Below are 21,062 nucleotides of genomic sequence, written 5' to 3'. Positions count from 1 at the left end.
ATGATCGGATTGCTGGCCTGTCTTGCTTCCTGTAGCGCGGGGCATGACGACAATAACGATCCGGTCGATGTAGATGAGGCCCCGCCCCCCGCCGGGGCTGCGGGCGGGCGGCAGCTTGCCCGTGCGCGTGAGGCGCTGCGCCCGCTTTCGACAAAGCACCTGCCCGATCCCACCAGTTCGGCGGATGACGGGGCGACCGAGGCCTATCACACTCCGCCGGATTCAGCGGCAATGCAGATGATCTCGTCCGGCTATGACCCCAATCAGGCCGGTGATGACGATGCGGGCGATAGCGAGGACGGCAAGCATTTTGTCGTGCCGGATACGCAGGTCAGCTACGGGCGGCAGGGCAAGGCCGCGAACTAGGCAGGGCAGGGGCGTGCTTGGCCCCTGGCCCTGCCTACCGTTCAGGTCACCAGCACGGCGCGGATGTCATTGACATTGGTGAGTGTCGGGCCGGTCATGACCAGATCGCCGGTCTGCTGGAACATGCTGTAGCTGTCATGCGCGCGCAGGTAGTGGCGCGGGTCACAGCCCAGCGCGCGGGCGCGGGGCAGGGTATCGGGGGTGATGATGGCGCCCGCCGCATCTTCCGTGCCGTCAATACCGTCGCTATCGGCCGCAATGGCCCAGATGCCCGGCTGTTCGTGCAGGGCCGTGGCCATGGCGAGCAGGAATTCCGTATTGCGCCCCCCACGCCCCGGCGGCGGGCCGGAGGGGTTGATCGTAACCGTTGTCTCACCCCCTGAAAGCAGCACCGCAGGCCCGGCCACGGGCAGGCCATGCAGCCGGGTGGACAGGGCGATGCCCGCCATGATGGTGCCTGCGTCGCGGCTTTCTCCCTCCAGCGCATCCCCCAGTATCAGGGCGTTCAGCCCGTATTCGCGCGCCGTGATGGCAGCGGCCTGAAGCGCCATGAGGGGGGTGGAAATCAGTGTGAATTCCGCCTGTGGCATATGGGTGTCGGGCGCTGTCTGCACCAGCGCGTCCCTGACCGCATCGGACATCGTGATGCCGTAATGGGCAAGGATGGACAGGGCATCGGCCGGCGTGGTCGGGTCCATGACCGTGGGGCCGCTGGCTATGGTCAGCGGGTCATCGCCCGGCACGTCGCTTATGGCCAGTGTCACGACCCGCGCGGGGGCGGCAGCCATGGCCAGCCCGCCACCCTTGATGGCGGACAGGTGGCGGCGGACCACGTTCATGTCGCGTATGCTGGCCCCGGAATGGAGCAGCGCGCGGTTGATGGCGCGGATGTCATCCATGCTGACGCCCGGCTTGGGCAGTTCCAGCAGCGCCGATCCCCCGCCCGAAATCAGGGCGATGACCAGATCATCCGGCCCAAGGCCGGAAACGGCGGCCAGCATGGCGCGGGCGGCGTCCTCGCCACGGCTGTCGGGCACCGGGTGGGCGGCCTCGAACACCTTGATACGGCGGGTGGGCGTGGTATGGCCATCACGCGTGACCACGCAGCCGGTCAGTTCCACATCCGGCCATGCCTCTTCCAGCGCCGCCGCCATGGAGGCCGCGGCCTTGCCCGCGCCCACCACCACGCATTTCCCCCGTGGGCGGGGCGGTAGGTAGCGGGCCAGCACGACGGCGGGCATGGCGCTGCGGATGGCGGCGTCCAGAATGGCGCGCAGGGCGGTGCGGGCGCGCGCGTCCGTCCACTGCGTGGCGGTGGCTGCCTGCTGTCCGGTGGGGAACGGGGGGATGGGCGTATCGTTCATGGCGATGTCCTGATGATGCGGTCTGCCGCGCGGGGGTTATACCATTGGCGCGGGGGGGACGGGGTGTGTCACAATTGTCACGTCTGTGTCAGGATGCCCGGAATGGGGCGGTTGCTGGCGGGTGTACACGCTAATTTGGGCGGGCATTGTCTGGATTGGCGGGGGCGATGGTGATACGCGGCAGATGGTCTGCGCGCAGCGGCAGGCGCCACAGCAGAAAGGACAAGGGCATGGAGAACTGTATGCTGGACGCCGGTCCTGTCATCTCCGCCCATCCCGCCCACGGTACGGTGCAGCCTTACATGATCTTTCCCCGCCCCGAATGGGCGGCGCTGCGTGCGAATGTGCCGCAGTCGCTGGGGGAGGCTGACATCGCCTCGCTGCGCGGGCATAACGAGCCGGTCTCGCTTGAGGACATAAGCGAGATCTACCTGCCACTTTCGCGCCTGCTCAACCTGCATGTCATGGCGACACGCAGCCTGAACAACATGGTCAAGAGCGCCTTCATCGGCGCGCCCATGGTTAGGATGCCGTTCGTGATCGGCATTGCGGGCAGCGTGGGGGTAGGCAAGAGCACGTTCGCGCGCCTGCTGCAGGCGGTGCTGTCGCGCTGGCCCGACCACCCCAACGTGGCGCTGGTCACGACGGATGGCTTCCTGCACCCCACACGGGTGCTGGAGCAGCGCAACCTCATGCACCGCAAGGGCTTTCCCGAAAGTTATGACCTGCGGCAGATGATTTCCTTCCTCGCGGCGCTGAAGGCGGGCGTGCGCGATCTGAAGGTGCCGGTCTATTCGCACGAAGCCTATGACATCGTGCCCGACCGCTATCAGGTGATCGACCAGCCCGACATCCTGATATTCGAGGGGCTGAACGTGCTGCAGACGGTCTCTGAACAGCCGTTCATGGCATCGGATTTCTTTGATTTCTCGATCTATCTTGATGCCGATACGGATGTGATCGCGGACTGGTACGTCGAGCGTTTCCTGCTGCTGCAACGCACCGCGTTCCGCAAGCCGACATCGTATTTCCATCACTGCGCCGACCTGCCCCGTGCCGAGGCCGAGCGCATGGCGCGTGACATCTGGCGGCGGATCAACCTGCCCAACCTGCAGCAGAACATCCTGCCCACGCGTGAACGCGCCCGTGTCGTCATGCATAAGAAACCGGATCATGCGGTGGATACCGTGTGGATGCGCCAGCTCTGAAACGGAAAATGGCCCGGCATGTTGCCGGGCCATCGGAAGTATTGCCTGACCGTGATCAGCTATTGAGATAGATGGTCTTGGTATCGACATAGGCTTCGAGGCCGTACTGGCCGTCCTCGCCACCAATGCCGCTGTCACCGTAGCCGTGGTGGAAGCCCTGCGCCGCCTCGCCGCCTTCGCGGTTGACGTAAATCTCACCAAAGTTGAGTTCGGTGGTCATGCGCATGATGTTCTTGAGGTTCTGCGTGAACATGTAGGCCGACAGCCCGTAGCGCGATTTGTTGGCTTGGGTGATGGCATCATCAAAGTCACGCACCCGGATCAGTGACAGGACGGGGCCGAACACCTCGTTCTGCACGATGTCCATGTCCCCCGACACGTTGGTCAGCAGGGTGGGGGCGTAGAAATTGCCCTTGTCATATTCCCCGCCGGTCAGGCGCTTGCCGCCCAGTTCGACCTTGGCACCCTGCTTCACCGCACGGCGCACCATGTCATCCACCTTTTCCAGCTCGGCCGCGCTGATCTTGGGGCCCATGTCGGTCTTTTCATCCAGCGGGTTGCCGGTGCGTAGCGCCGCGATCTTCGCGCGCAGGCGCTCAAGGAACGTGTCATAGACGGCCGTGTGCACATAGGTGCGCTCATTGGCCGTGCAGACCTGCCCGCAGTTCATGAACCGCGCGCTTACGGCAGCGTTGACCGCTGCGTCCAGGTCCGCGTCCTCCATCACGATGAAGGGGGCCTTGCCGCCCAGTTCCAGCCGCACTTCCTTCAGCCCTTCCGACGCTGCCGCCATGATCTTGCGGCCCGCAGGCGTGCTGCCGGTCATTGTAATGAGCTTGGTGATCGGGTTGGTGACCAGTGCGTTGCCCACCGTGGCGCCGCCGCCGGTCACGACATTCACGATCCCCTTGGGGAACCCGGCCTCAACGGTCAGTTCGGCCAGTGCAAGGGTGGAAAGCGGGGTCAGTTCATGCGGCTTGATGACAAAGGTATTGCCTGCCGCCAGCGCCGGTCCCAGCTTGCGCGCAGTCAGGGCCAGCGGGAAATTCCATGCCGAGATGCCCGCCACGACGCCGTGGGGGATCTTTTCGATCAGGATCTTCTCACCGGGGCGGCTGCCGGGGATGATGTTGCCTTCCAGCCTGCGCACGTTCTCGGCGGCGAAGCGGATGAGCTGGATGGCGAAATTGACTTCAATCCGCGCTTCCCGGATCGGCTTGCCGTTTTCCGATGTGATGATGTGGGCCAGCTTTTCTTCGTCACGCCGGATCAGTTCGATCAGGCGGTAGAGGTAATCCGCCCGGTCCGTCGCGACCTGCCGGCTCCAGGCGGGAAAGGCGTCCTGCGCGGTGTTCAGCGCGCGTTCGACATCGCTTTCGCCCGCAATCGCCACCTTGGCCAGCACGGCGCCCGTGGCGGGATTGCGGATGGTGTCATGTTCGGAATTGTCAGCTCTGGTCCATTCCCCGCCGATGAACAGGTCATAGGTTTTCGGCTCGGCCATTAAGGGGTCTCCGTCTGGTAATTGGGTGAATTCTCCCGCCTGCGCCGGACGCAGTACGTGGCGATGCCCCCCGCTCCCGCAGGGGCGGGATGGGGCAGGCGGATGCGGGTTGGTGCGGGTGGAAAAAAGCGTAGCGGCTGGCGATCAGGACAGGAAGGGGCGGCCTTCATGGGCGACCAGCAGATCATGCATATCGGTTGCGTGTTCTTCTTCTTCCGCCAGGATCTTTTCAAGCATGATGCGCGTTGTGGGGTCATGGTCGGCAAAGTAGCGGATGAGTTCACGATAATGTTCGATCACCAGCCGTTCGGCCACCAGGTTCTGGCGCACCATCTCGATCAGGTTGCCGCCGTTGCCGTATTCGGTGGCGGAACGGGTGGCCAGCCCCTCGGGCGAGAGGTCGGGCACGCCGCCAAGCTGGTCGATGCGGTTGGCGGCCCAGAGCATGTGGGCGCGTTCTTCCTTGGCATGGGTTGCGAACTCGCTGGCCACGCTTTCGCTGTTGATGCCCGCCACGGCGATGGAATGCATGGTATAGCGCAGGACACAGACAAGTTCGGTCGCCACCACGGTCTGCAGCAGGTCGATCGCGGTCTTGACGTTTCCCTGATAGGCCGGTGTGAGCGCACCCTTTTCAATCGCCTGTTTTGCACGGGCGCGCAGGGTCTGCACATCGGTCAGGAAGGTGTTTTCGACTACATCGGACATTGTCGTCTCCTCGTCTGTTCCCGCATGCGGGAAGGCCACACCGTGATGTGGTCCGTTGCGGGGATAACGGCGGCAAAGGGGAAGGGGTTCCCCGCCGGAAGACGGGCCGGGCTGATAAAATGCCCATGAATGGCGGAACTTTAACAAAAAAAACGGGGTTTTCCCTTTTTCAGGCGTTGCCATTCACGGCCAGATCATTATTGATCCGTATTAATAAGACCTATCAGCTTTAAGGATGACTAAACGGTATGGTATCATTCACCGCAGGCCAGTCTGAAAAGCTCCCGCGTCGCGCATTGAGCGAGGAAGCCTATGACCATGTGCGCCGCGGGCTGATCCGCAGCCGTTACCGTTCGGGTGAACGTCTGGTCCTGCGGCCGCTGGCGGCCGAGCTGGGGCTGAGCCCAACCCCGGTGCGTGAGGCGCTGCTGCGCCTGGTGTCGGAACATGCGCTTGAACTGAATGACCGCAATACCGCCGTGGTCCCCGCCATGACCCAGCGCAGCTTTGCCGAGATCCATGACCTGCGTTCGGACCTGGAGATGCGCCTTGCCGCCGCCGCCGCCCAGCGTGCGTCCGAGCATGGGATCGAGGCGCTGGTCATTTTGCAGAACCAGTTCATGGACGCCGCGCGCGCGCATGATGACGGGGGCATGGCCGCCTTCAATGCGGATTTCCACACCACTGTCGCCACACTGGCCGAACTGCCGCTTACGGCCACCATCCTGCGCAACCTGTGGATGCGTATCGGCCCGATCTACGCGCTCTCGCGCCCCATGCGCCATCTGGAGCATGAGGGGCGCCTGCACCCGCATGAGGAACTGATCACCGCCCTGCGCCAGCGTGACGTGGCGGCCGCACAGGCCGCCGTGGCGCGCGATTTCGAGCATGCGCGCCGCTGGATCGAACCCCGCCTGACCTGAAAGCCCGCGCCGGGCGCGCGGCGGGAGCGGGCCAGCCTGAACATACGGCTGGCCCGCCTGCTGCGCTCAGGAGCGCCGGGATGACTTGAGCTGCGGGACCTCGATGTCGATTTCAAGCATCGAGACCGAGTTGCCCCGGTCCAGCTTGACCTGCACCTTGTCCTGGTCAACGGGGATGTGCTTCTTGATCACTTCCAGAATCTCGGCATGCAGCTTGGACAGCAGGTCGGATTCCGAGGCTTCGCCTGTGCGTTCATGGGCCAGCAGGATCTGGAGCCTGTCGCGCGCGACAGGGGCGGAAGTCTTGTTGCCTCGGCCGAAAAAGGAGCTGAACAGGCTCATCAGTTTCTCCCCTTGAACAGCCGTGCGAACAGGCCCTTGCGCTCGGTCGGCACGGTTACTTCCAGCTTTTCGCCCTCAAGCCTGCGCGCGGCCTCGGCATAGGCGCGGGCGGGCGGGCTGTCGGGGCTGCTCAGGGTCACGGGCGCGCCAAGGTTGGAGGCACGCAGCACCTCCTCGCTTTCGGGGATGATGCCCAGCAGCGGGATGGACAGGATTTCAAGCACGTCCTCGATGCGCAGCATCTCGCCACGGGCGGCGCGCGCGGGGTCGTAGCGGGTCAGCAGCAGGTGCTTTTCCACCTTGCCGCCGCCCTTGGCCTTTTCGGTCGTGCTGTCGAGCATGCCGATGATCCGGTCACTGTCACGCACGGACGAGACTTCCGGGTTGGTCACCACAATGGCGTAATCGGCATGGTACATGGCAAGCTGCGCGCCACGTTCAATCCCGGCGGGGCTGTCACAGATCACCCAGTCGAATTTCTCGCGCAGTTCCTGCATGACGCGGGCCACGCCCTCGGCGGTGAGCGCGTCCTTGTCGCGGGTCTGGGATGCGGGAAGGATGGAGAGCGTCTCGATCCGCTTGTCCCGGATCAGCGCCTGCGAGAGCTTGGCGTCGCCCTGGATCACGTTGATCAGGTCGAACACGACGCGCCGCTCGGCCCCCATGACAAGGTCGAGGTTGCGCAGCCCGACATCAAAATCGACCACAACCACGTTCTGCCCGGTCTGTGCCAGTGCCGCGCCCAGCGCCGCGGTTGACGTCGTCTTTCCGACGCCGCCCTTGCCGGATGTGACAACCAGCACTTTTGCCATTGGGGTAGTTCCTTGTCCGCTTTTTGAGGGTGTTTTCTTGTTCATGACCTGATGGATACAGTTGTATGGGTTGGCGCGCGCAGGGCGCAATGGGAATTCAGCACGGCAGGCTCAGCTTTTGCGGCCCGCGAAGGCGGGCGGCACCAGCGGCTGCACGACAAGTGTGTCATTACTGAGAACAATCTGCGCCGGCTGCTGCACGTAGCGCGGGTCTATTTCCTCGGCGGTGATGTAATACCCGTCAATGGCCAGCAGCTCGGCCTGCATGGACTGGGCGAAGATGCGGGCATCGGGCTGCCCGTTCATGCCCGCGATGGCCCGCCCGCGCAGCGCGCCGTACACATGGATCGACCCCCCGGCCGTCACTTCCGCCCCCGAACCGACGGAGCCGACGATGATGATGTCCCCATCGGGGTTCATGATCACCTGGCCCGAGCGGATCGGCTGTTCGATGATCATGGACGAACCGCGCGGCGCTTCGGGCGGGGGTGGTGCGCTGTCCTCGGGTATCTCTACCGCGCCCGAGGCCCGGCCGCCCATGAACCCGGCGGGCCAGTCCCACTGCGCGCAGGCGGGCCATGAGGTATCGCCGCCCTCGATGCCGATGATGCGGATGCCGCGCGCGCGCAGGGCAGGGTAGAGATCGGCCAGCCCCTCGGTCTGCGCGTTGAGCAGCGAGAGGTCGAGGATGACCGGCTTGCCCGCGAAGAATGTGCTGGAGCGCGCGATCTGCGCATCCAGCCCGGCCAGCCAGTCCGCCAGCATGGGTTCGGGGGAAAGCACCAGGGCAAGAAACGACCGCCCGCGTGCGCGGATTTTCGGTGTGGGACGCAGTTCGTCTGGCAACGTGATCCTGTCCTGTATGGTAAGTGGGCGTGTCTGTTTCCAGCTATCGCGCCGTGCCGCCCCTGTCGAGGGGGAGAAGCCTTTTCCCCGCCTGAACGTGGCAGCTTTTCCTTTCATGCGCATCGGGGCTTGGCGAAGGGCGGCCCAATGCAATAAAGCGGGAACATGCGCATTCTCTACCACCTTCCCCTTTCGCCCTATTCCCGCAAGGTCCGGCTTGTGCTGGGGGAAAAGCGGCTGCCGTTCGAACTCAAGATCGAACGCGTATGGGAAAACCGCCCGGAATACCTGGACCGCAACCCGGCGGGCACTGTGCCCATGCTGCAGGAGGAAAACGGCCTGTGCATTCCCCATTCGTGGGTCATCTGCGAATATCTGGAGGAAGCCTATCCCGACACCCCGCTTCTGGGCCGCACGCTGGCCGAACGGGTGGAGGTGCGCCGGCTGGTGGCGTGGTTTGACGAAAAATTCGGCGGCGAGGTCTCGCGTCCCCTGCTCAATGAAAAGGTGATGAAGCGCATCTCCCGCCGCGGCAACCCCGATGGCGCGGCCTTGCGCGCGGGGTATGCGCATATCCGCGGGCACCTTCCGTATATCGACTGGCTGGCCGAGACGCGGCAGTGGCTGGCGGGCAACATGCTGTCCATGGCCGATTTCGCCGCTGCCGCCCACCTGTCCTGCCTTGACTACATCGGGGATGTGGACTGGGCGCGCGCGCCCGCCGCCAAGGACTGGTACGCCCGGATCAAGAGCCGCCCATGCTTCCGCGCGCTGTTGCAGGACCGGGTGACGGGCATCAACCCGCCCGCCCATTACGCGGACCTGGATTTCTGAGGCCGTGACACGCGAGGGCGCCCCCACCCCCGATGCCATCGTGCTCGGCGCGGGGGCCGCGGGCCTTATGGCGGCAGCGACCGCGGGGCAGGCGGGCAGGCGTGTGGTGGTGTTGGACCACGCGCCGCAGGCGGGGCGCAAGATCCTCATTTCCGGCGGCGGGCGGTGCAACTTCACCAACATGGACGCGGGGGCGGGGCAGTTCCTGTCTGGCAACCCGCATTTCGCCAAATCGGCGCTGGCGCGCTACACCCCGGCTGACTTCCTTGCCCTTGTCCAGCGCCACCGCATCCCGTGGCACGAGAAGGCGGCGGGGCAACTGTTCTGTGACCGTTCTGCGCGTGACATCGTGGACATGCTCCTGCGTGAATGTGCGGCGGGGCAGGTGGACATGCGCCTGTCGCACCGGATCATCGACGTGGCGCGTAACAGTGCGGGGCTGTACCGGGTCGAGACGGATCAGGGCGTGTTTACGGCCCGCAGCCTGATCGTGGCCACGGGCGGGCTGTCCATTCCCAAACTGGGGGCCACGGGGCTGGCGCATGACCTTGCGCGCCGCTTCGGGCTGCGCGTCGTGGCCCCGGCGCCCGCACTCGTGCCGCTGACATTCGGCGCGCAGGACCGGGAATGGATGGAACCGCTGGCCGGGCTGTCGGTCAGGGTGGGGATCACCTGCCACAGCGGGACGGGGCGACAGGCGCGCCGGGTCACGTTTGATGATGGCATGGTCTTTACCCACCGGGGGCTGTCCGGCCCCGCCATCCTGCAGGCGTCATCCTACTGGCAGCCGGGGCAGGCGCTGGAGATAGACCTGCTGCCCGGCATTGACGCGGCACAGCGGCTGCTGGCCATCAAGCGTGACCGGCCGCGCGCGGGCGCGGTGGCCATGCTGTCCATGCTGCTGCCGCAGCGGTTGGCGCAGCTTCTGGCGCACGCTTCCCTGCCCGAGGGGCAGCTTGCGGCCATGCCCGATGCGGTCCTGACCGGGGTGGCGGCCCAGCTTTCGGCCTGGCGGCTCAACCCCCATGGCACCGAAGGTTACGTGAAGGCGGAGGTCACGCGCGGGGGCGTGGATACGGACTGCCTCTCCTCACGGGATATGGAGGCGCGGGACGTGCCGGGCCTGTTCATGGTGGGTGAAGCCGTGGACGTGACCGGCTGGCTGGGCGGCTACAACTTCCAGTGGGCATGGGCCAGCGGCCGTGCGGCAGGGCAGGCCGTGGCGGAACGCATGGACTGATGCTGTTTGCCTCACAGCCGTTCCTTGTCGTGTTCCTGCCGCTGGTTCTGGGGCTGTATTATGCCGTAGCCGCGTCACGGGCCGCACGGCAGGCGGTGGTGATCGCGGCATCGGTGGTGTTTTACGGGTTGTGGGACTGGCGGTTCGTGCCGTTCCTGCTGGCAATGACCGGCTGCAACCAGATGGTCGCCATGGCATGGGGGCGGTGGCGGCGGCGCGGGTGGCTGGTGTTCGGGGTTGTGGCCAACCTCGCGGTGCTGTTCGGTTTCAAATACGCGGACTGGCTGGCCGGTGTCATCATGGGGCTTGCGGGGCGGGCGCATGCGCCATGGCCGGTCATCCTGCCGCTGGGGCTGTCCTTTTTCGTGTTCCAGAAAATTTCCTATCTGGTTGATCTGGGGCGCGGGCAGGCGCGGGTTTACCGGCTGGCGGATTTTGTGGAATTCGTGACCTTCTTCCCCCAGATCGTGGCGGGGCCGATCGTGCGGCATAACGAACTGGTCCCGCAGTTCGACACCAGCCCGCGCAACGGCGCCATGTGGGCGAACCTGGGGCAGGGCGGCCTGCTGCTGCTGGTCGGGCTGGGCAAGAAGCTGGGGCTGGCCGACACGCTGGGCGGGCTGTGCGCGCCGGTGTTCGATGCCGCCCATATGGGGCACGCGCCCGGTCTGGGCAGCGCGTGGCTGGCGGCCATTGCCTACATGCTCCAGATTTATTTTGATTTCTCGGGCTATTCGGACATGGCCATCGGCATGGCGCTGATGATGGGTATCCGCCTGCCCTTCAATTTCAACGCGCCCTATACGGCCGTGTCGGTGCGGGATTTCTGGCGGCGGTGGCACATGACGCTGTCACGCTTCCTGCGCGACTATGTCTATATCCCGCTGGGTGGCAACCGCTGCCCCCCGGCGCGGCAGGCGGCCAATGTGGTGGCCACCATGGGGCTTGCGGGCGTCTGGCACGGGGCGGGGTGGAATTTCATGCTCTGGGGCCTGCTGCATGGCGGGGCGCTGGCGGTGGCGCATGCATGGGCGCGCGCGGGCCGCGCAATGCCGCGCTGGGGCGCGCGGGGGCTGACGCTGCTGTTCGTGCTGCTGACATGGGTGGTGTTCCGCGCTGCCGACCTGCCGGCGGCGGGCCGCATGTTTGCCGGCATGGCGGGCATGGGCGGCATGGGAAAGGTGAACCTGCCACACCCGTTCATCCTGCTGCTGGCCATGGGCGTGGCGCTGGTTGGCCCGGCATCGCAATCCGTCATCATGGACCGGCTGCGGCCCGCGCCATGGATGGCGGTGGCGGCGGGTGTGGCCTTCGTGCTGCTTGTCTTTCTGGCGGGTGGCAGGCCGCCTGAGCCGTTCATCTATTTCCAGTTCTGATACCGGTTCCGATACTGTCCGGAACATGGCGGAGGGGACGCGGGGACCTGTATTGTTCCGCCGGGGCTGGTATTAAGGGGCATACATCCCAATTTGAAGATACGGTTCCATGCACGGAGCCGGGTCATGACACAGGCAGGAGCATATGGCAGGCAGGCGCTACAGCAGGGATGAAGGGCCGGGAGACCTGTTCGGGGCATCCGGGACACAGCCGGGACAGGGCCATGAGCCGGTCCCCTTTCCACCCCGCGCCACCCAGCCCGCCGCACGCACCCAGCCCCTGGCCGACCGCCTGCGCCCCGCAACGCTGGATGATGTGGTGGGGCAGGACCATCTGCTCGGGCCGCAGGGCAGCCTGCGCCAGATGCTGGCGCGCGGGTCGCTGGCCAGCCTGATCCTGTGGGGTGGCCCTGGCGTGGGCAAGACCACCATCGCCCGCCTGCTGGCCGATGCGGCGGGGCTGCGCTTCGTGCAGCTTTCGGCGGTGTTTTCCGGGGTGGCGGACCTCAAGCGCGCGTTCGAGGATGCCCGGCGCATCAGCGCGCAGGGTGGCGGCACGCTTCTGTTCGTGGATGAAATCCATCGCTTCAACCGCGCCCAGCAGGACGGATTCCTGCCGGTGGTGGAAGATGGCACCGTGGTGCTGGTGGGGGCGACGACGGAAAACCCCTCCTTTGCGCTGAACAGCGCGCTGCTTTCACGCTGTCAGGTGCTGGTGCTGCACCGGCTGGATGACGCGGCGATGGAACAGCTCCTGCACCGTGCGGAAACCACCACCGGCACGACCCTGCCGCTCACGCCCGAGGCCCGCGCCACGCTCCGCGCCATGGCCGATGGGGACGGGCGCTACCTGCTGAACATGGTCGAGCAGCTCCTCGCCCTGCCGCCACGGGCGGAACTACTCAACCCCGCTGGCCTGTCCAGCCTGCTCGCCCGCCGCGCGGCGCTGTATGACAAGGACCGCGAGGAACATTACAACCTGATCTCGGCGCTGCATAAGTCCATGCGCGGCTCGGACCCCGATGCGGCGCTGTACTGGTTCGCCCGCATGCTGGAAGGTGGCGAGGACCCGCGCTACATCGCCCGCCGCCTGACCCGTTTCGCCGCCGAGGACGTGGGCATGGCCGACCCCCAGGCCCTGCAACTGGCCGTTGCCGCGTGGGAGACGTTCGAGCGCCTTGGCTCGCCCGAGGGGGAACTGGCGCTGGCCCAGCTTGTGGTGCACCTGGCCACGGCACCCAAATCCAATGCGGTGTACAAGGGCTACAACATGGCCCGCCGGGCGGCGCGCGCCACCGGCAGCCTCATGCCGCCCGCCCATATCCTGAATGCGCCGACCACGCTCATGAAGGATATCGGCTACGGCAAGGGCTATGAATACGACCATGATGCCGAGGGCGGCATATCGGGCCAGAACTACTTTCCCGACGGCATGCGCCGCCCCAGACTGTACCAGCCCACCAACCGTGGATATGAGCGCGAAGTCGCGCGACGACTGGACAGTTGGAACAGAGTGCGCGAAAGCCGTGGGTCATGAGTGTCGTTACCCTTACCGTCAGCGATGACGAAGCCGATATCCGCCTGGACCGCTGGTTCCGCAGGCATTACCCGCACCTGACGCAGGGGGCGTTGCAGAAGCTGTGCCGCACGGGGCAGGTGCGCGTGGATGGCAAGCGCGCCACCGCCGCCACGCGGCTTGCGCCGGGGCAGGCCGTGCGCGTGCCGCCCATTCCCAACGCCAACCGCCCGCCGCCACTGGCCAGCAAGCCGCTGGATGAACGGCAGGTGCGCGAAATTAATAAAATGGTCATCTATCGCGATGATCATGTGATCGTGCTGAACAAGCCCGCGGGCATTGCCGTGCAGGGCGGGCCGGGCATCACCCACCATATCGACGCGCTGCTTGATGGCCTGCGCGACAGCCCCGATGACCCGCGCCCGCGCCTTGTCCACCGTATCGACCGTGATACGTCGGGCCTGCTGCTGGTTGCGCGCACGCCCGGTGTGGCGGCCAAGCTGGCCGCGGCCTTTCGCGGGCGTGACGTGCGCAAGATCTACTGGGCCGTTGTGGTGGGCCGCCCCAGCCCGGCCACGGGCATTATTGACCAGCCGCTGACAAAACTGGGTGCCGGGGCCGGGGCGATCAGCGTGGTGGCCGAGCGGGGCGATGCGGATGCGGTGCATGCCCTGTCGGAATACGAGGTGGTGGATGCAGCGGCGCGCAAGCTGTCATGGCTGGCGCTGTCCCCGCTGACCGGGCGCACCCATCAGCTTCGCGTGCATTGCGAGGCATTGGGCAACCCCATACTGGGCGACCCGAAATATGGCGGTGACATAGCTCATGTCGCCGGGTTCGTGGACAGGCTACACCTGCACGCCCGCAGGCTGGAGCTGCCGCACCCGGCAGGGGGCACGCTGGTGGTCGAGGCGGAACTGCCGCCCCACATGCGCGAAACATTCAGGCAGATCGGGTTCGCCACCCCCCAGCCCGCGCCCTGCCGGCGCGTGTAGCGCCGGGGCGGGATGACAGGCCAACGGTACAGGACAGGAAGCGAGATGGCACAGAACGGAAATGCGCGACGGATACTGCTGGGGTCCGCCGTGGCCCTGGTCGTGGTGGCAGGTGGGGCGGGGCTTGCGCTCAAATCCATGCTGGACCCCGATGCGCTGCGCAGCCGGGCCATTGCCGCGATCGAGAAGCAGACCGGCCGGCAGGTGCGCATGGGGGCGCTGGATTTCCATGTTTTCCCCTCGCTTTCGGTTTCGGTGCGTGATGTCGGGCTGTCCGACATGGCGGGCGGGGCCTATGGTGACATGGTCACGGCGGACCGGCTGGATGCGCGTCTGGGCCTGATGGCGCTGCTGCACCATGAAATCCAGTTAGAGGGCCTGACACTCAACCATCCCGTCATCCATCTTGAACGCACGGAGCGCGGCGAGGCCAACTGGCGCCTTTCCCCCACCGGCGCGCAGGCCACCGCCGCACCGGATACGGCGGAAAAACAGGCGGCATCTGACTGGAAGGTGCAGATCGGCAGCATCAGCGTCACCAATGCCGACCTGGACTGGGATGACCGGCTCTCGGGCAGTCGGGGCAAGGTGGTGCTCGACCATATCAGGCTGAGCGATGTCAGCGGTGAGAAACCGCGCATCGACATCGCCGGTCATAACGATGGCGGCAGTTTCACGCTGGCGGGGCAGACCGGCCCGATCGCCCTGACATCGACCGCGCGTTCCGGCTGGCCCGTGGCGCTGAAGGCGGCTTTCAGCGCGGGCGGGCAGCCCGTGGGGCAGCTCACGCTCGATGGCTCGGTGGCCGATCCCGACCACATGAAGGGCTACAACATCCGGCTTGACGGCTCCCTCACCAGCCTTGACGCCATCAAGGCCGTGGCCCCGGGGCTGGATGTGCCCGATGTGCGCCGCATCTCGCTCAAGGCCAATGTGGTTGATGGCAGCGCGGCGGACAAGGAAGGCAGCACGCCACTGTTCAACAGCCTGCACCTGGATACGGGCGCGGTGGATGCCGGGCGCTATGTCGCGGGCCTCACGCTGCAGGGCCTGTCGATTGATGCGCCGGGCCCGAAGGACAGTGTCACCATCCGCAGTCAGGGCCAGTGGCAGGGGCAGGGCCTGAAGCTGTCAGGCACGCTGGGTTCGCTCCAGCAGGTGGAGACGGCGGCGCTGTCACATCTGGCCGAACCGCTGCCGCTCTCGCTCGACCTGTCGGGTGATCCGGGCGCGCTGCGTGTCGCGGGCACGCTGGGCGGGTCGCGCGCGGTGGTGAACGTATCGGCCACGGCGGGGCACCTCTCGCTGCCCAACGGTGCTGCGCTGGACCATCTGGAGGCGTCCTCGCACCTTGTGAGCGAGGATAACGGCGCGCATTTCCAGCTATCGGACATTGCGGTTAAGAGCACGCAGGCTTCCTTCACCGGGGCGGTGGACCTGTCGGTCCATGGCGGGCATGCTGGGGTGCCGCTGGTCAGCGGCGCGCTTGATGCAAGCTGGCTGAACGTGGATGCCCTGATGGGGCAGGGGGCCAAGGCGGATGCCACCGGTGTCACCGCGCCCCCGGAGGCGAAGGCCGATGCGGGACCGCTGCCCTTCTCCATGCTGCGCAAACAGGACGTGGACCTGCGCCTGAGCGTGTCGCAGATGGAATTCGAGGGGGATGAATACCGTAACGCGCTGACCCATGTGGTCCTGCGCAACGGGCGGCTTACGATCGACCCCATACAGGCGCAGGGCACGGGGCGCAGCCTGTCCGGCCAGCTTGAGGTCGATGCATCGGGTGACGTGCCTACGGTTTCGGGCACGATCGGCACGCTGGTCCTGCCCGCCACGTGGGTGGAGGGCAAGGCTGGCCTTGCAAACATGGTGCAGGGCGCGCTGCAGGTTGTCGGCAGCGTGCGGGCGCAGGGCAATACCCGCACCGAACTGCGCAACAGCCTGAATGGCCATATGGGCGTATCAATGGTCAATGGCACGATCAGCGGCTCCGCGCTGGGTGAACTGCTGGGGGATGCGGCGCGTGGCGCGCTGGGCACCGGGCCGATCGCCCTGCGCTGCTTCGGCCTGCACATGGACATGGCGGGCGGCCGCGCCAATGTTGACACCATCGGCGTGCAGACCAATGCGCTGTCACTGACCGGGCACGGCACCGTGGGCATGGTCACGCAGGATCTGGACCTGCACCTGCTGCCGCAGGTCATGATCAGCGGCACCGGGGCCAGCGTGCCGCTGCGCGTGGGGGGCACGCTGGCCTCCCCCCGGCCCAAGATGGATGCAGGTGCTGACGGGCGCTACGCGATCGGCCTGCTGCTGGGCGGGTCAAAGGGCAATACCGTAACCGATCCGTGCCCCGCGACGCTGAAGGCCGCGCGGGAGGGGCAGTCCGGCCCGCAGCCCTCCACCGCCGCACCGGCCACGAATGCATCCGCTGGGGGCGGGGTTGCCGGGATCATGGGGAATTCCAAGGCCGCGCCCGATGTGAAAAAGGCGGCGAACCTGCTGAAGGGGCTGGGGATTCTGAAATGATGAAGGACGGCGTACGCGTACCAAAGGCTGAAGTTCCCGGCACCCGCAAACGCTTCTGGGGCGGGGCCACCGTATGCCCGGTTGATGGCGGGTTTGGTGTTGAACTGGACGGGCGGGGCATCCGCCTGCCCGGTGGCACGGCGCTGTGCGTGCCCTCGGCCGCGCTGGCCGAAGCCATTGCGGCGGAATGGGCCGACGCGGGCGGGGAAAAGGGCGGCGCCTTCACCCCCGATGACCTGCCCATGACGCGCATCACCGGCAGCATGATCGAACGGATCGCCCCGCAGCCCGCCGCGCAGGTTGCGGCCCTCATGCAGTATGTGGATGGGGAACTGCTGTGCTACCGCGCCGACCATCCCGCCCGGCTGTGCAGGGCTGAGGAGGAAGAATGGGACCCCCAGCTTGCATGGCTGCGCGCGCGCCACGGGATCGACATGGCGGTGACGCACGGCATCATGCCGCTGGCGCAGTCCGCGGCGGTGCATGAGGGCTGGCGTGACGTGCTGGGCAGGCAGGATAACGCAACGCTTGCGGCACTGGGGGTGATGGTGCCCGCCATGAAAAGCCTCGTGCTGGGGCTTGCGGTCGTGACCGGCGCGCTCTCGGCCGCGCGGGCGGCGGAAATCGCCACCGTGGGCGAGCGCATACAGATGACGATATGGGGCGAGGACGCAAAACTGCTCGCGGCCCTGCGCCAGCTTGCGGCGGATGTGGCGGATGCCGACCGCTTCCAGCGCCTGTGTCAGGCCTGAGCATACGCTGGATGAAAAAAAAGGCCCGGTCATGTGACCGGGCCTTTTTTGTTGCAGGTCAGGGCACCAGCACGGTGGCGCAGGCCTGACAGGCGATTCCTTCCTCACGGCCGGTGAAGCCCAGCCGTTCGGAGGTGGTGGCCTTGACCGAGATCCGGTCGATTTCCACCTTCAGCAGTTCGGCCAGACGCGCGCGCATGGCTTCCGAATGGGGGCCGATCTTGGGGCGTTCACAGATCAGCGTGACATCGGCATTGACCAGCATGCCGCCGCGCTGGCGGATGCGTTCGCCCGCGTGGATGAGGAAGCGCGCGCTGTCGGCATCCTTCCACTGGTTCTGGCTGGGCGGGAAGTGGCGGCCGATATCCCCTTCGGCCAGCGCGCCGTAAATCGCGTCGCACAGGGCGTGGATGCCTACATCCGCATCGGAATGACCGGCAAGGCCGCGCGTGTGCGGCACGGTTATGCCGCACAGGATCAGGGGCCGGTTCTCGGCAAAGGCATGTACGTCATAGCCCATCCCGGTGCGTGGCAGCAGGGTCGGGCCGATCAGGCGTTCCAGGCGCACCAGATCCTCCTTGTAGGTCAGTTTGATATTGTCTTCCGATCCGGCAACGATGGCGACATGGTGCCCGGCCAGTTCCAGCAGGGCCGCGTCGTCCGTCGCATCGGCGGCGGTGGCGGAACGGTGCAGGTCGCGCAGCACCCCGAAGCGGAAGCCCTGCGGCGTCTGGGCGCGGAACAGGTCGGTACGGGGCACGGTGTCGGTAATGATGCCGTCGCGCGCGCGCTTGATGGTGTCGGCCACCGGCACGGCGGGAATGACGCCCGCATGCTGCGCCAGCGCCGCGATCACGCCCTGCGTCACGCTGGCGGGCACATAGGGGCGCGCGCCGTCATGGATCAGCACCAGGTCGGGGCGTTCACCATCGGGCAGGGCGTCCAGCGCCTCAAGCCCGGCGCTGACGCTGGCCTGGCGCGTATCGCCCCCGGGCACGACCGGCAGGACCGTGCAGCCTTCAGGGGCGAACCCCTCCAGCGCCGCACCCAGCAGGGCGGGGTCGCCCACGGGCTGGATCATCCCGACATGAGAGGCAAGGGCATCCGCCGCGTGGCGGATGACGGGCCTGCCGCCGAGCGTGACATACTGCTTGGCGACAGGGGTCGCGGTCTGGGCGCTGTACCGGCTGCCCTGGCCCGCGGCGAGAAGAATGGCTGCAACACGCATGATGCGGAGCAATGCGGCCATGTGGCCCGCGCGTCAAGCACCACGGGGGAACAACCTGCTTCCATCACGGCATGAAAATGTTTCCCGAATGCACCGAAGCTGATTGCGCGGGGCGGCGGGAGGGGGTATTCTGCCTAAATCATAAGCATTATTGACGGATATCAGAGCTGGCATGCCCTTCAGGCCGCCATGGGCGCGGTCGGGCCGCTGGCGGGGAAGCGGGGTTCATGTCGTCTCAACTGCTGTCGCCCATAGACCTGGGGGGTGGGGTCATCCTGCAGGCACCAGTCATTCTGGCGCCCATGGCCGGGGTGACCGACCTGCCGTTCCGCAGGCTGGCGCGCAGGCTGGGCGCGGGGCTGGTCGTGTCGGAAATGATCGCGTCGTGGGCCATGGTGCGTGAAAACGAGAACACCCTGCGCATGGCCGAAGTGGCCGATGACGGCCCCAATTCCGTCCAGCTTGCCGGCTGTGACCCCGATGCCATGGGGCAGGCCGCCCGGATCGCGGTGGACCGTGGGGCGGACATCATCGACATCAATTTCGGCTGCCCGGTCAAGAAGGTGGCGGTGGGCCAGCTTGCCGGTTCCGCCCTGATGCGTGACGAGGTACAGGCCGCCCGCCTGCTGGAGGGGGTGGTCCGCGCCGTTGACGTGCCGGTCACGCTCAAGATGCGCATGGGCTGGGACCATAACAGCCTCAACGCCCCCAACCTTGCCCGCATTGCACAGGAATCGGGCATACGGATGGTGACGGTGCATGGCCGCACCCGCCAGCAGTTCTACAACGGCACGGCGGACTGGCATTTCGTACGCAAGGTGGTCGATGCGGTGTCTCTGCCCGTCATCGTCAATGGTGATATCCTGACGGTGGCGGATGCGCGCGTGGCGCTGGAGCGTTCAGGCGCGCAAGGGGTCATGATAGGGCGGGGCTGCTATGGCCGCCCGTGGTTCCTGGCGCAGGTGGCGCAGGCGCTCGTGCATGGCGCGGATGTGCCCGAGCCGGACCTTGTGGCGGAAAAGGCCATCGTGCTGGAACATTACGGCATGATGATCGACCATTTTGGCGCGCATCCGGGCCTCCGCCTCGCCCGCAAGCATGTCTCGTGGTACTCGGCGGGGCTGCCGGGTTCGGCCAGCTTCCGTGCTGCGGTCAACCGGGTCGATACGGTGGATGACGCCATCGCCATGATCCATGAATTCTATGACGGCCAGATCGCGGCGGGCACGGTGCGCGGGCCGCGCCCCTCAACCGTGGAGGCGGAAAAGGCCGCGGCGCAGGCGGCATGAGGGACAGCCCCATTCCCGCTTCGGGCCACGTACCCTGCGCGCCGGAAAACGTGACGGGCAATGGCCGGGTCATACTCGATTCGCTGGCACTGCCGGTCATGGTCGTGCGGGCCGATAACAGCATCGGGTACGTGAACAGCGCGGCGGAGCCGTTTTTTGGCATGTCGCGCGGGCATCTGGCGCAGATGCGTCTGACCGACATTCTGCCGCAGGACAACCCGCTGTTCCTGCTCATGGAACAGGTGCGCGCGCAGGATCACACCGTGGTCGAGCATGAGGTCACGCTGGAAAGCCCCCGCCTGTACCGCACCGGTGTGACCGTGCAGGGCGCGCCCGTGACGGAGGAGCCGGGCGCGGTTGTCCTGACTTTCCATGACTTTTCGGCCGTACGGGTGTTGGACCGGCAACTGACCTTCCGCTCGGCCGCGCGGAGTGTCGCGGGCATGGCGGCCATTCTGGCGCATGAGGTCAAGAACCCGCTCTCGGGCATTCGCGGGGCGGCGCAGCTTCTGGAAACATCGGTGGGCGAGTCCGACCGTGAACTGGCCGTGCTGATTCAGGACGAGGTCAACCGTATCCGTGACCTCGTGGACCGGATGGACATGTTCAGTGACCGGCCCATCGAGCGCAGGCCGGTCAACATCCACCGGGTGCTGGAGCATGTGCGCATGCTCGCGCAGCAGGGGTTTGCCGCCGACATCCGCTTTCAGGAAGTCTATGATCCCTCCCTGCCACCGGTCTGGGGCAATCGTGACCAGCTGGTGCAGGTGCTGCTCAACCTTGTAAAGAACGCGGCCGAAGCCCTGCACGGCCATGCGGATGGCGCGGCCCCGCCCGAAATTACGCTGACAACCGGCTACCGCCCCGGCATATGGGTCTCCACCGGCGGCGGGCAGCGCGTGCAGTTGCCGCTGCTGGTGTCGGTGCGTGATAACGGGCCGGGCATTGCGGAAAACATCCGCCCGCACCTGTTCGAACCCTTCCTGACGACCAAACCCACCGGCAGCGGGCTGGGGCTGGCGCTGGCGGGCAAGATCGTGGGAGACCACGGCGGCGTGATCGAGGTGGAAAGCCAGCCCGGCTGTACCGAAGTGCTGCTCCACCTGCCTGTTGTGACTGAAGAGCGGGGCGCGCCGTGACGTGTCCCTTTTTGATCTGAGAGATTTATAGCGTATGTCGCTGCCGACCATTCTTGTTGCGGATGATGACCGTTCCATCCGTACGGTACTG

19 protein-coding genes are annotated in these 21,062 nt (G+C 66.2%); 12 read left to right on the top strand and 7 right to left on the bottom strand.

Going from position 1 to position 21,062, the window contains the following annotated elements:
* On the top strand, positions 1-366 hold the full coding sequence (locus DY926_RS06430; RefSeq protein ID WP_116702627.1) for a hypothetical protein: 366 nt from the start codon (positions 1-3) through the stop codon (positions 364-366).
* A 41-nt stretch (positions 367-407) separates the two neighbouring features.
* Here DY926_RS06430 and DY926_RS06425 read toward each other — a convergent pair whose 3' ends face one another.
* Positions 408-1,730, bottom strand: a complete 1,323-nt coding sequence (locus DY926_RS06425) for a glycerate kinase type-2 family protein (protein ID WP_116702626.1) — start codon at positions 1,728-1,730, stop codon at positions 408-410.
* A gap of 230 nt (positions 1,731-1,960) precedes the next feature.
* On the opposite strand from DY926_RS06425, the gene coaA reads away from it, so the two are divergent.
* Positions 1,961-2,938: a type I pantothenate kinase gene (coaA, locus tag DY926_RS06420; protein ID WP_116702625.1), complete on the top strand. Its 978-nt coding sequence runs from the start codon at positions 1,961-1,963 to the stop codon at positions 2,936-2,938.
* Between the two features lie 55 nt (positions 2,939-2,993).
* On the opposite strand, the gene aldA is transcribed toward coaA, so the two are convergent.
* Both aldA and DY926_RS06410 read right to left on the bottom strand, forming a co-directional pair.
* The gene (aldA, locus tag DY926_RS06415) at positions 2,994-4,442 is read right to left on the bottom strand and encodes an aldehyde dehydrogenase (RefSeq protein ID WP_116702624.1); all 1,449 of its coding nucleotides are present in this window, start codon (positions 4,440-4,442) and stop codon (positions 2,994-2,996) included.
* Positions 4,443-4,586: 144 nt separating this feature from the next.
* Complete coding sequence (locus tag DY926_RS06410; RefSeq protein WP_116702623.1) at positions 4,587-5,150, bottom strand: ferritin-like domain-containing protein; 564 nt, start codon at positions 5,148-5,150, stop codon at positions 4,587-4,589.
* A 248-nt stretch (positions 5,151-5,398) separates the two neighbouring features.
* Between DY926_RS06410 and DY926_RS06405 the strand changes: the two genes are divergently transcribed.
* Positions 5,399-6,073, top strand: a complete 675-nt coding sequence (locus DY926_RS06405; RefSeq protein ID WP_116702622.1) for a GntR family transcriptional regulator — start codon at positions 5,399-5,401, stop codon at positions 6,071-6,073.
* A 66-nt stretch (positions 6,074-6,139) separates the two neighbouring features.
* Here DY926_RS06405 and minE read toward each other — a convergent pair whose 3' ends face one another.
* The 3 genes from minE to minC form a co-directional block, all read right to left on the bottom strand.
* On the bottom strand, positions 6,140-6,415 hold the full coding sequence (minE, locus tag DY926_RS06400; RefSeq protein ID WP_116702621.1) for a cell division topological specificity factor MinE: 276 nt from the start codon (positions 6,413-6,415) through the stop codon (positions 6,140-6,142).
* A complete protein-coding gene (minD, locus tag DY926_RS06395; protein ID WP_116702620.1) occupies positions 6,415-7,227 on the bottom strand; it encodes a septum site-determining protein MinD in 813 nt (270 codons plus the stop codon). Before minD ends, minE begins: the two co-directional genes overlap by 1 nt.
* Positions 7,228-7,338: 111 nt before the next feature.
* Positions 7,339-8,073, bottom strand: coding sequence for a septum site-determining protein MinC (minC, locus tag DY926_RS06390; protein WP_116702619.1), 735 nt, complete (start codon positions 8,071-8,073; stop codon positions 7,339-7,341).
* Between the two features lie 165 nt (positions 8,074-8,238).
* Between minC and fzlA the strand changes: the two genes are divergently transcribed.
* The 7 genes from fzlA to DY926_RS06355 all read left to right on the top strand — a co-directional run bounded on the left by fzlA (position 8,239) and on the right by DY926_RS06355 (position 17,315).
* Complete coding sequence (gene fzlA, locus DY926_RS06385) at positions 8,239-8,907, top strand: FtsZ-binding protein FzlA (RefSeq protein WP_116702618.1); 669 nt, start codon at positions 8,239-8,241, stop codon at positions 8,905-8,907.
* 4 nt (positions 8,908-8,911) lie between these two features.
* The gene (locus tag DY926_RS06380; protein WP_274541789.1) at positions 8,912-10,147 is read left to right on the top strand and encodes a BaiN/RdsA family NAD(P)/FAD-dependent oxidoreductase; all 1,236 of its coding nucleotides are present in this window, start codon (positions 8,912-8,914) and stop codon (positions 10,145-10,147) included.
* The gene (locus DY926_RS06375) at positions 10,147-11,523 is read left to right on the top strand and encodes an MBOAT family O-acyltransferase (protein ID WP_116702617.1); all 1,377 of its coding nucleotides are present in this window, start codon (positions 10,147-10,149) and stop codon (positions 11,521-11,523) included. The genes DY926_RS06380 and DY926_RS06375 overlap by 1 nt, the downstream gene beginning before the upstream one ends.
* 145 nt (positions 11,524-11,668) lie before the next feature.
* A complete protein-coding gene (locus DY926_RS06370; protein WP_116702616.1) occupies positions 11,669-13,060 on the top strand; it encodes a replication-associated recombination protein A in 1,392 nt (463 codons plus the stop codon).
* Positions 13,057-14,034 carry an RluA family pseudouridine synthase gene (locus DY926_RS06365; RefSeq protein ID WP_116702615.1) on the top strand — a complete coding sequence of 326 codons (978 nt, stop codon included), beginning with the start codon at positions 13,057-13,059 and terminating at the stop codon, positions 14,032-14,034. The genes DY926_RS06370 and DY926_RS06365 overlap by 4 nt, the downstream gene beginning before the upstream one ends.
* A 45-nt stretch (positions 14,035-14,079) precedes the next feature.
* Positions 14,080-16,563 carry an AsmA family protein gene (locus DY926_RS06360; RefSeq protein ID WP_116702614.1) on the top strand — a complete coding sequence of 828 codons (2,484 nt, stop codon included), beginning with the start codon at positions 14,080-14,082 and terminating at the stop codon, positions 16,561-16,563.
* Positions 16,560-17,315: an ATP12 family protein gene (locus tag DY926_RS06355; RefSeq protein WP_116702613.1), complete on the top strand. Its 756-nt coding sequence runs from the start codon at positions 16,560-16,562 to the stop codon at positions 17,313-17,315. Before DY926_RS06360 ends, DY926_RS06355 begins: the two co-directional genes overlap by 4 nt.
* Before the next feature lie 58 nt (positions 17,316-17,373).
* Here the strand turns inward: DY926_RS06355 and DY926_RS06350 are convergent, their stop codons facing one another.
* Positions 17,374-18,543 (bottom strand): bifunctional 2-C-methyl-D-erythritol 4-phosphate cytidylyltransferase/2-C-methyl-D-erythritol 2,4-cyclodiphosphate synthase, encoded by a 1,170-nt coding sequence (locus DY926_RS06350; RefSeq protein ID WP_116702631.1) that lies wholly within the window; start codon positions 18,541-18,543, stop codon positions 17,374-17,376.
* A 227-nt stretch (positions 18,544-18,770) separates the two neighbouring features.
* Between DY926_RS06350 and dusB the strand changes: the two genes are divergently transcribed.
* Both dusB and DY926_RS06340 read left to right on the top strand, forming a co-directional pair.
* Positions 18,771-19,832 (top strand): tRNA dihydrouridine synthase DusB, encoded by a 1,062-nt coding sequence (gene dusB / locus DY926_RS06345; RefSeq protein ID WP_116702612.1) that lies wholly within the window; start codon positions 18,771-18,773, stop codon positions 19,830-19,832.
* Complete coding sequence (locus DY926_RS06340; protein ID WP_116702611.1) at positions 19,829-20,971, top strand: two-component system sensor histidine kinase NtrB; 1,143 nt, start codon at positions 19,829-19,831, stop codon at positions 20,969-20,971. Before dusB ends, DY926_RS06340 begins: the two co-directional genes overlap by 4 nt.
* Positions 20,972-21,062 lie beyond the last annotated feature (91 nt).

This window comes from Komagataeibacter melaceti (assembly GCF_003403295.1).
In the GTDB taxonomy this organism is placed as follows: domain Bacteria; phylum Pseudomonadota; class Alphaproteobacteria; order Acetobacterales; family Acetobacteraceae; genus Komagataeibacter; species Komagataeibacter melaceti.
Note: the sequence above shows the minus strand (reverse complement) of the source record. Positions and strands in the feature narration are given on the sequence as shown.

Coding starts and splice junctions, on each gene's coding strand:
- DY926_RS06430 (WP_116702627.1), top strand. CDS start 1: ATGATCGGATTGCTGGCCTGTCTTGCTTCCTGTAGCGCGGGGCATGAC.
- DY926_RS06425 (WP_116702626.1), bottom strand. CDS start 1,730: ATGAACGATACGCCCATCCCCCCGTTCCCCACCGGACAGCAGGCAGCC.
- coaA (WP_116702625.1), top strand. CDS start 1,961: ATGGAGAACTGTATGCTGGACGCCGGTCCTGTCATCTCCGCCCATCCC.
- aldA (WP_116702624.1), bottom strand. CDS start 4,442: ATGGCCGAGCCGAAAACCTATGACCTGTTCATCGGCGGGGAATGGACC.
- DY926_RS06410 (WP_116702623.1), bottom strand. CDS start 5,150: ATGTCCGATGTAGTCGAAAACACCTTCCTGACCGATGTGCAGACCCTG.
- DY926_RS06405 (WP_116702622.1), top strand. CDS start 5,399: ATGGTATCATTCACCGCAGGCCAGTCTGAAAAGCTCCCGCGTCGCGCA.
- minE (WP_116702621.1), bottom strand. CDS start 6,415: ATGAGCCTGTTCAGCTCCTTTTTCGGCCGAGGCAACAAGACTTCCGCC.
- minD (WP_116702620.1), bottom strand. CDS start 7,227: ATGGCAAAAGTGCTGGTTGTCACATCCGGCAAGGGCGGCGTCGGAAAG.
- fzlA (WP_116702618.1), top strand. CDS start 8,239: ATGCGCATTCTCTACCACCTTCCCCTTTCGCCCTATTCCCGCAAGGTC.
- DY926_RS06375 (WP_116702617.1), top strand. CDS start 10,147: ATGCTGTTTGCCTCACAGCCGTTCCTTGTCGTGTTCCTGCCGCTGGTT.
- DY926_RS06370 (WP_116702616.1), top strand. CDS start 11,669: ATGGCAGGCAGGCGCTACAGCAGGGATGAAGGGCCGGGAGACCTGTTC.
- DY926_RS06365 (WP_116702615.1), top strand. CDS start 13,057: ATGAGTGTCGTTACCCTTACCGTCAGCGATGACGAAGCCGATATCCGC.
- DY926_RS06360 (WP_116702614.1), top strand. CDS start 14,080: ATGGCACAGAACGGAAATGCGCGACGGATACTGCTGGGGTCCGCCGTG.
- DY926_RS06355 (WP_116702613.1), top strand. CDS start 16,560: ATGATGAAGGACGGCGTACGCGTACCAAAGGCTGAAGTTCCCGGCACC.
- DY926_RS06350 (WP_116702631.1), bottom strand. CDS start 18,543: ATGCGTGTTGCAGCCATTCTTCTCGCCGCGGGCCAGGGCAGCCGGTAC.
- dusB (WP_116702612.1), top strand. CDS start 18,771: ATGTCGTCTCAACTGCTGTCGCCCATAGACCTGGGGGGTGGGGTCATC.
- DY926_RS06340 (WP_116702611.1), top strand. CDS start 19,829: ATGAGGGACAGCCCCATTCCCGCTTCGGGCCACGTACCCTGCGCGCCG.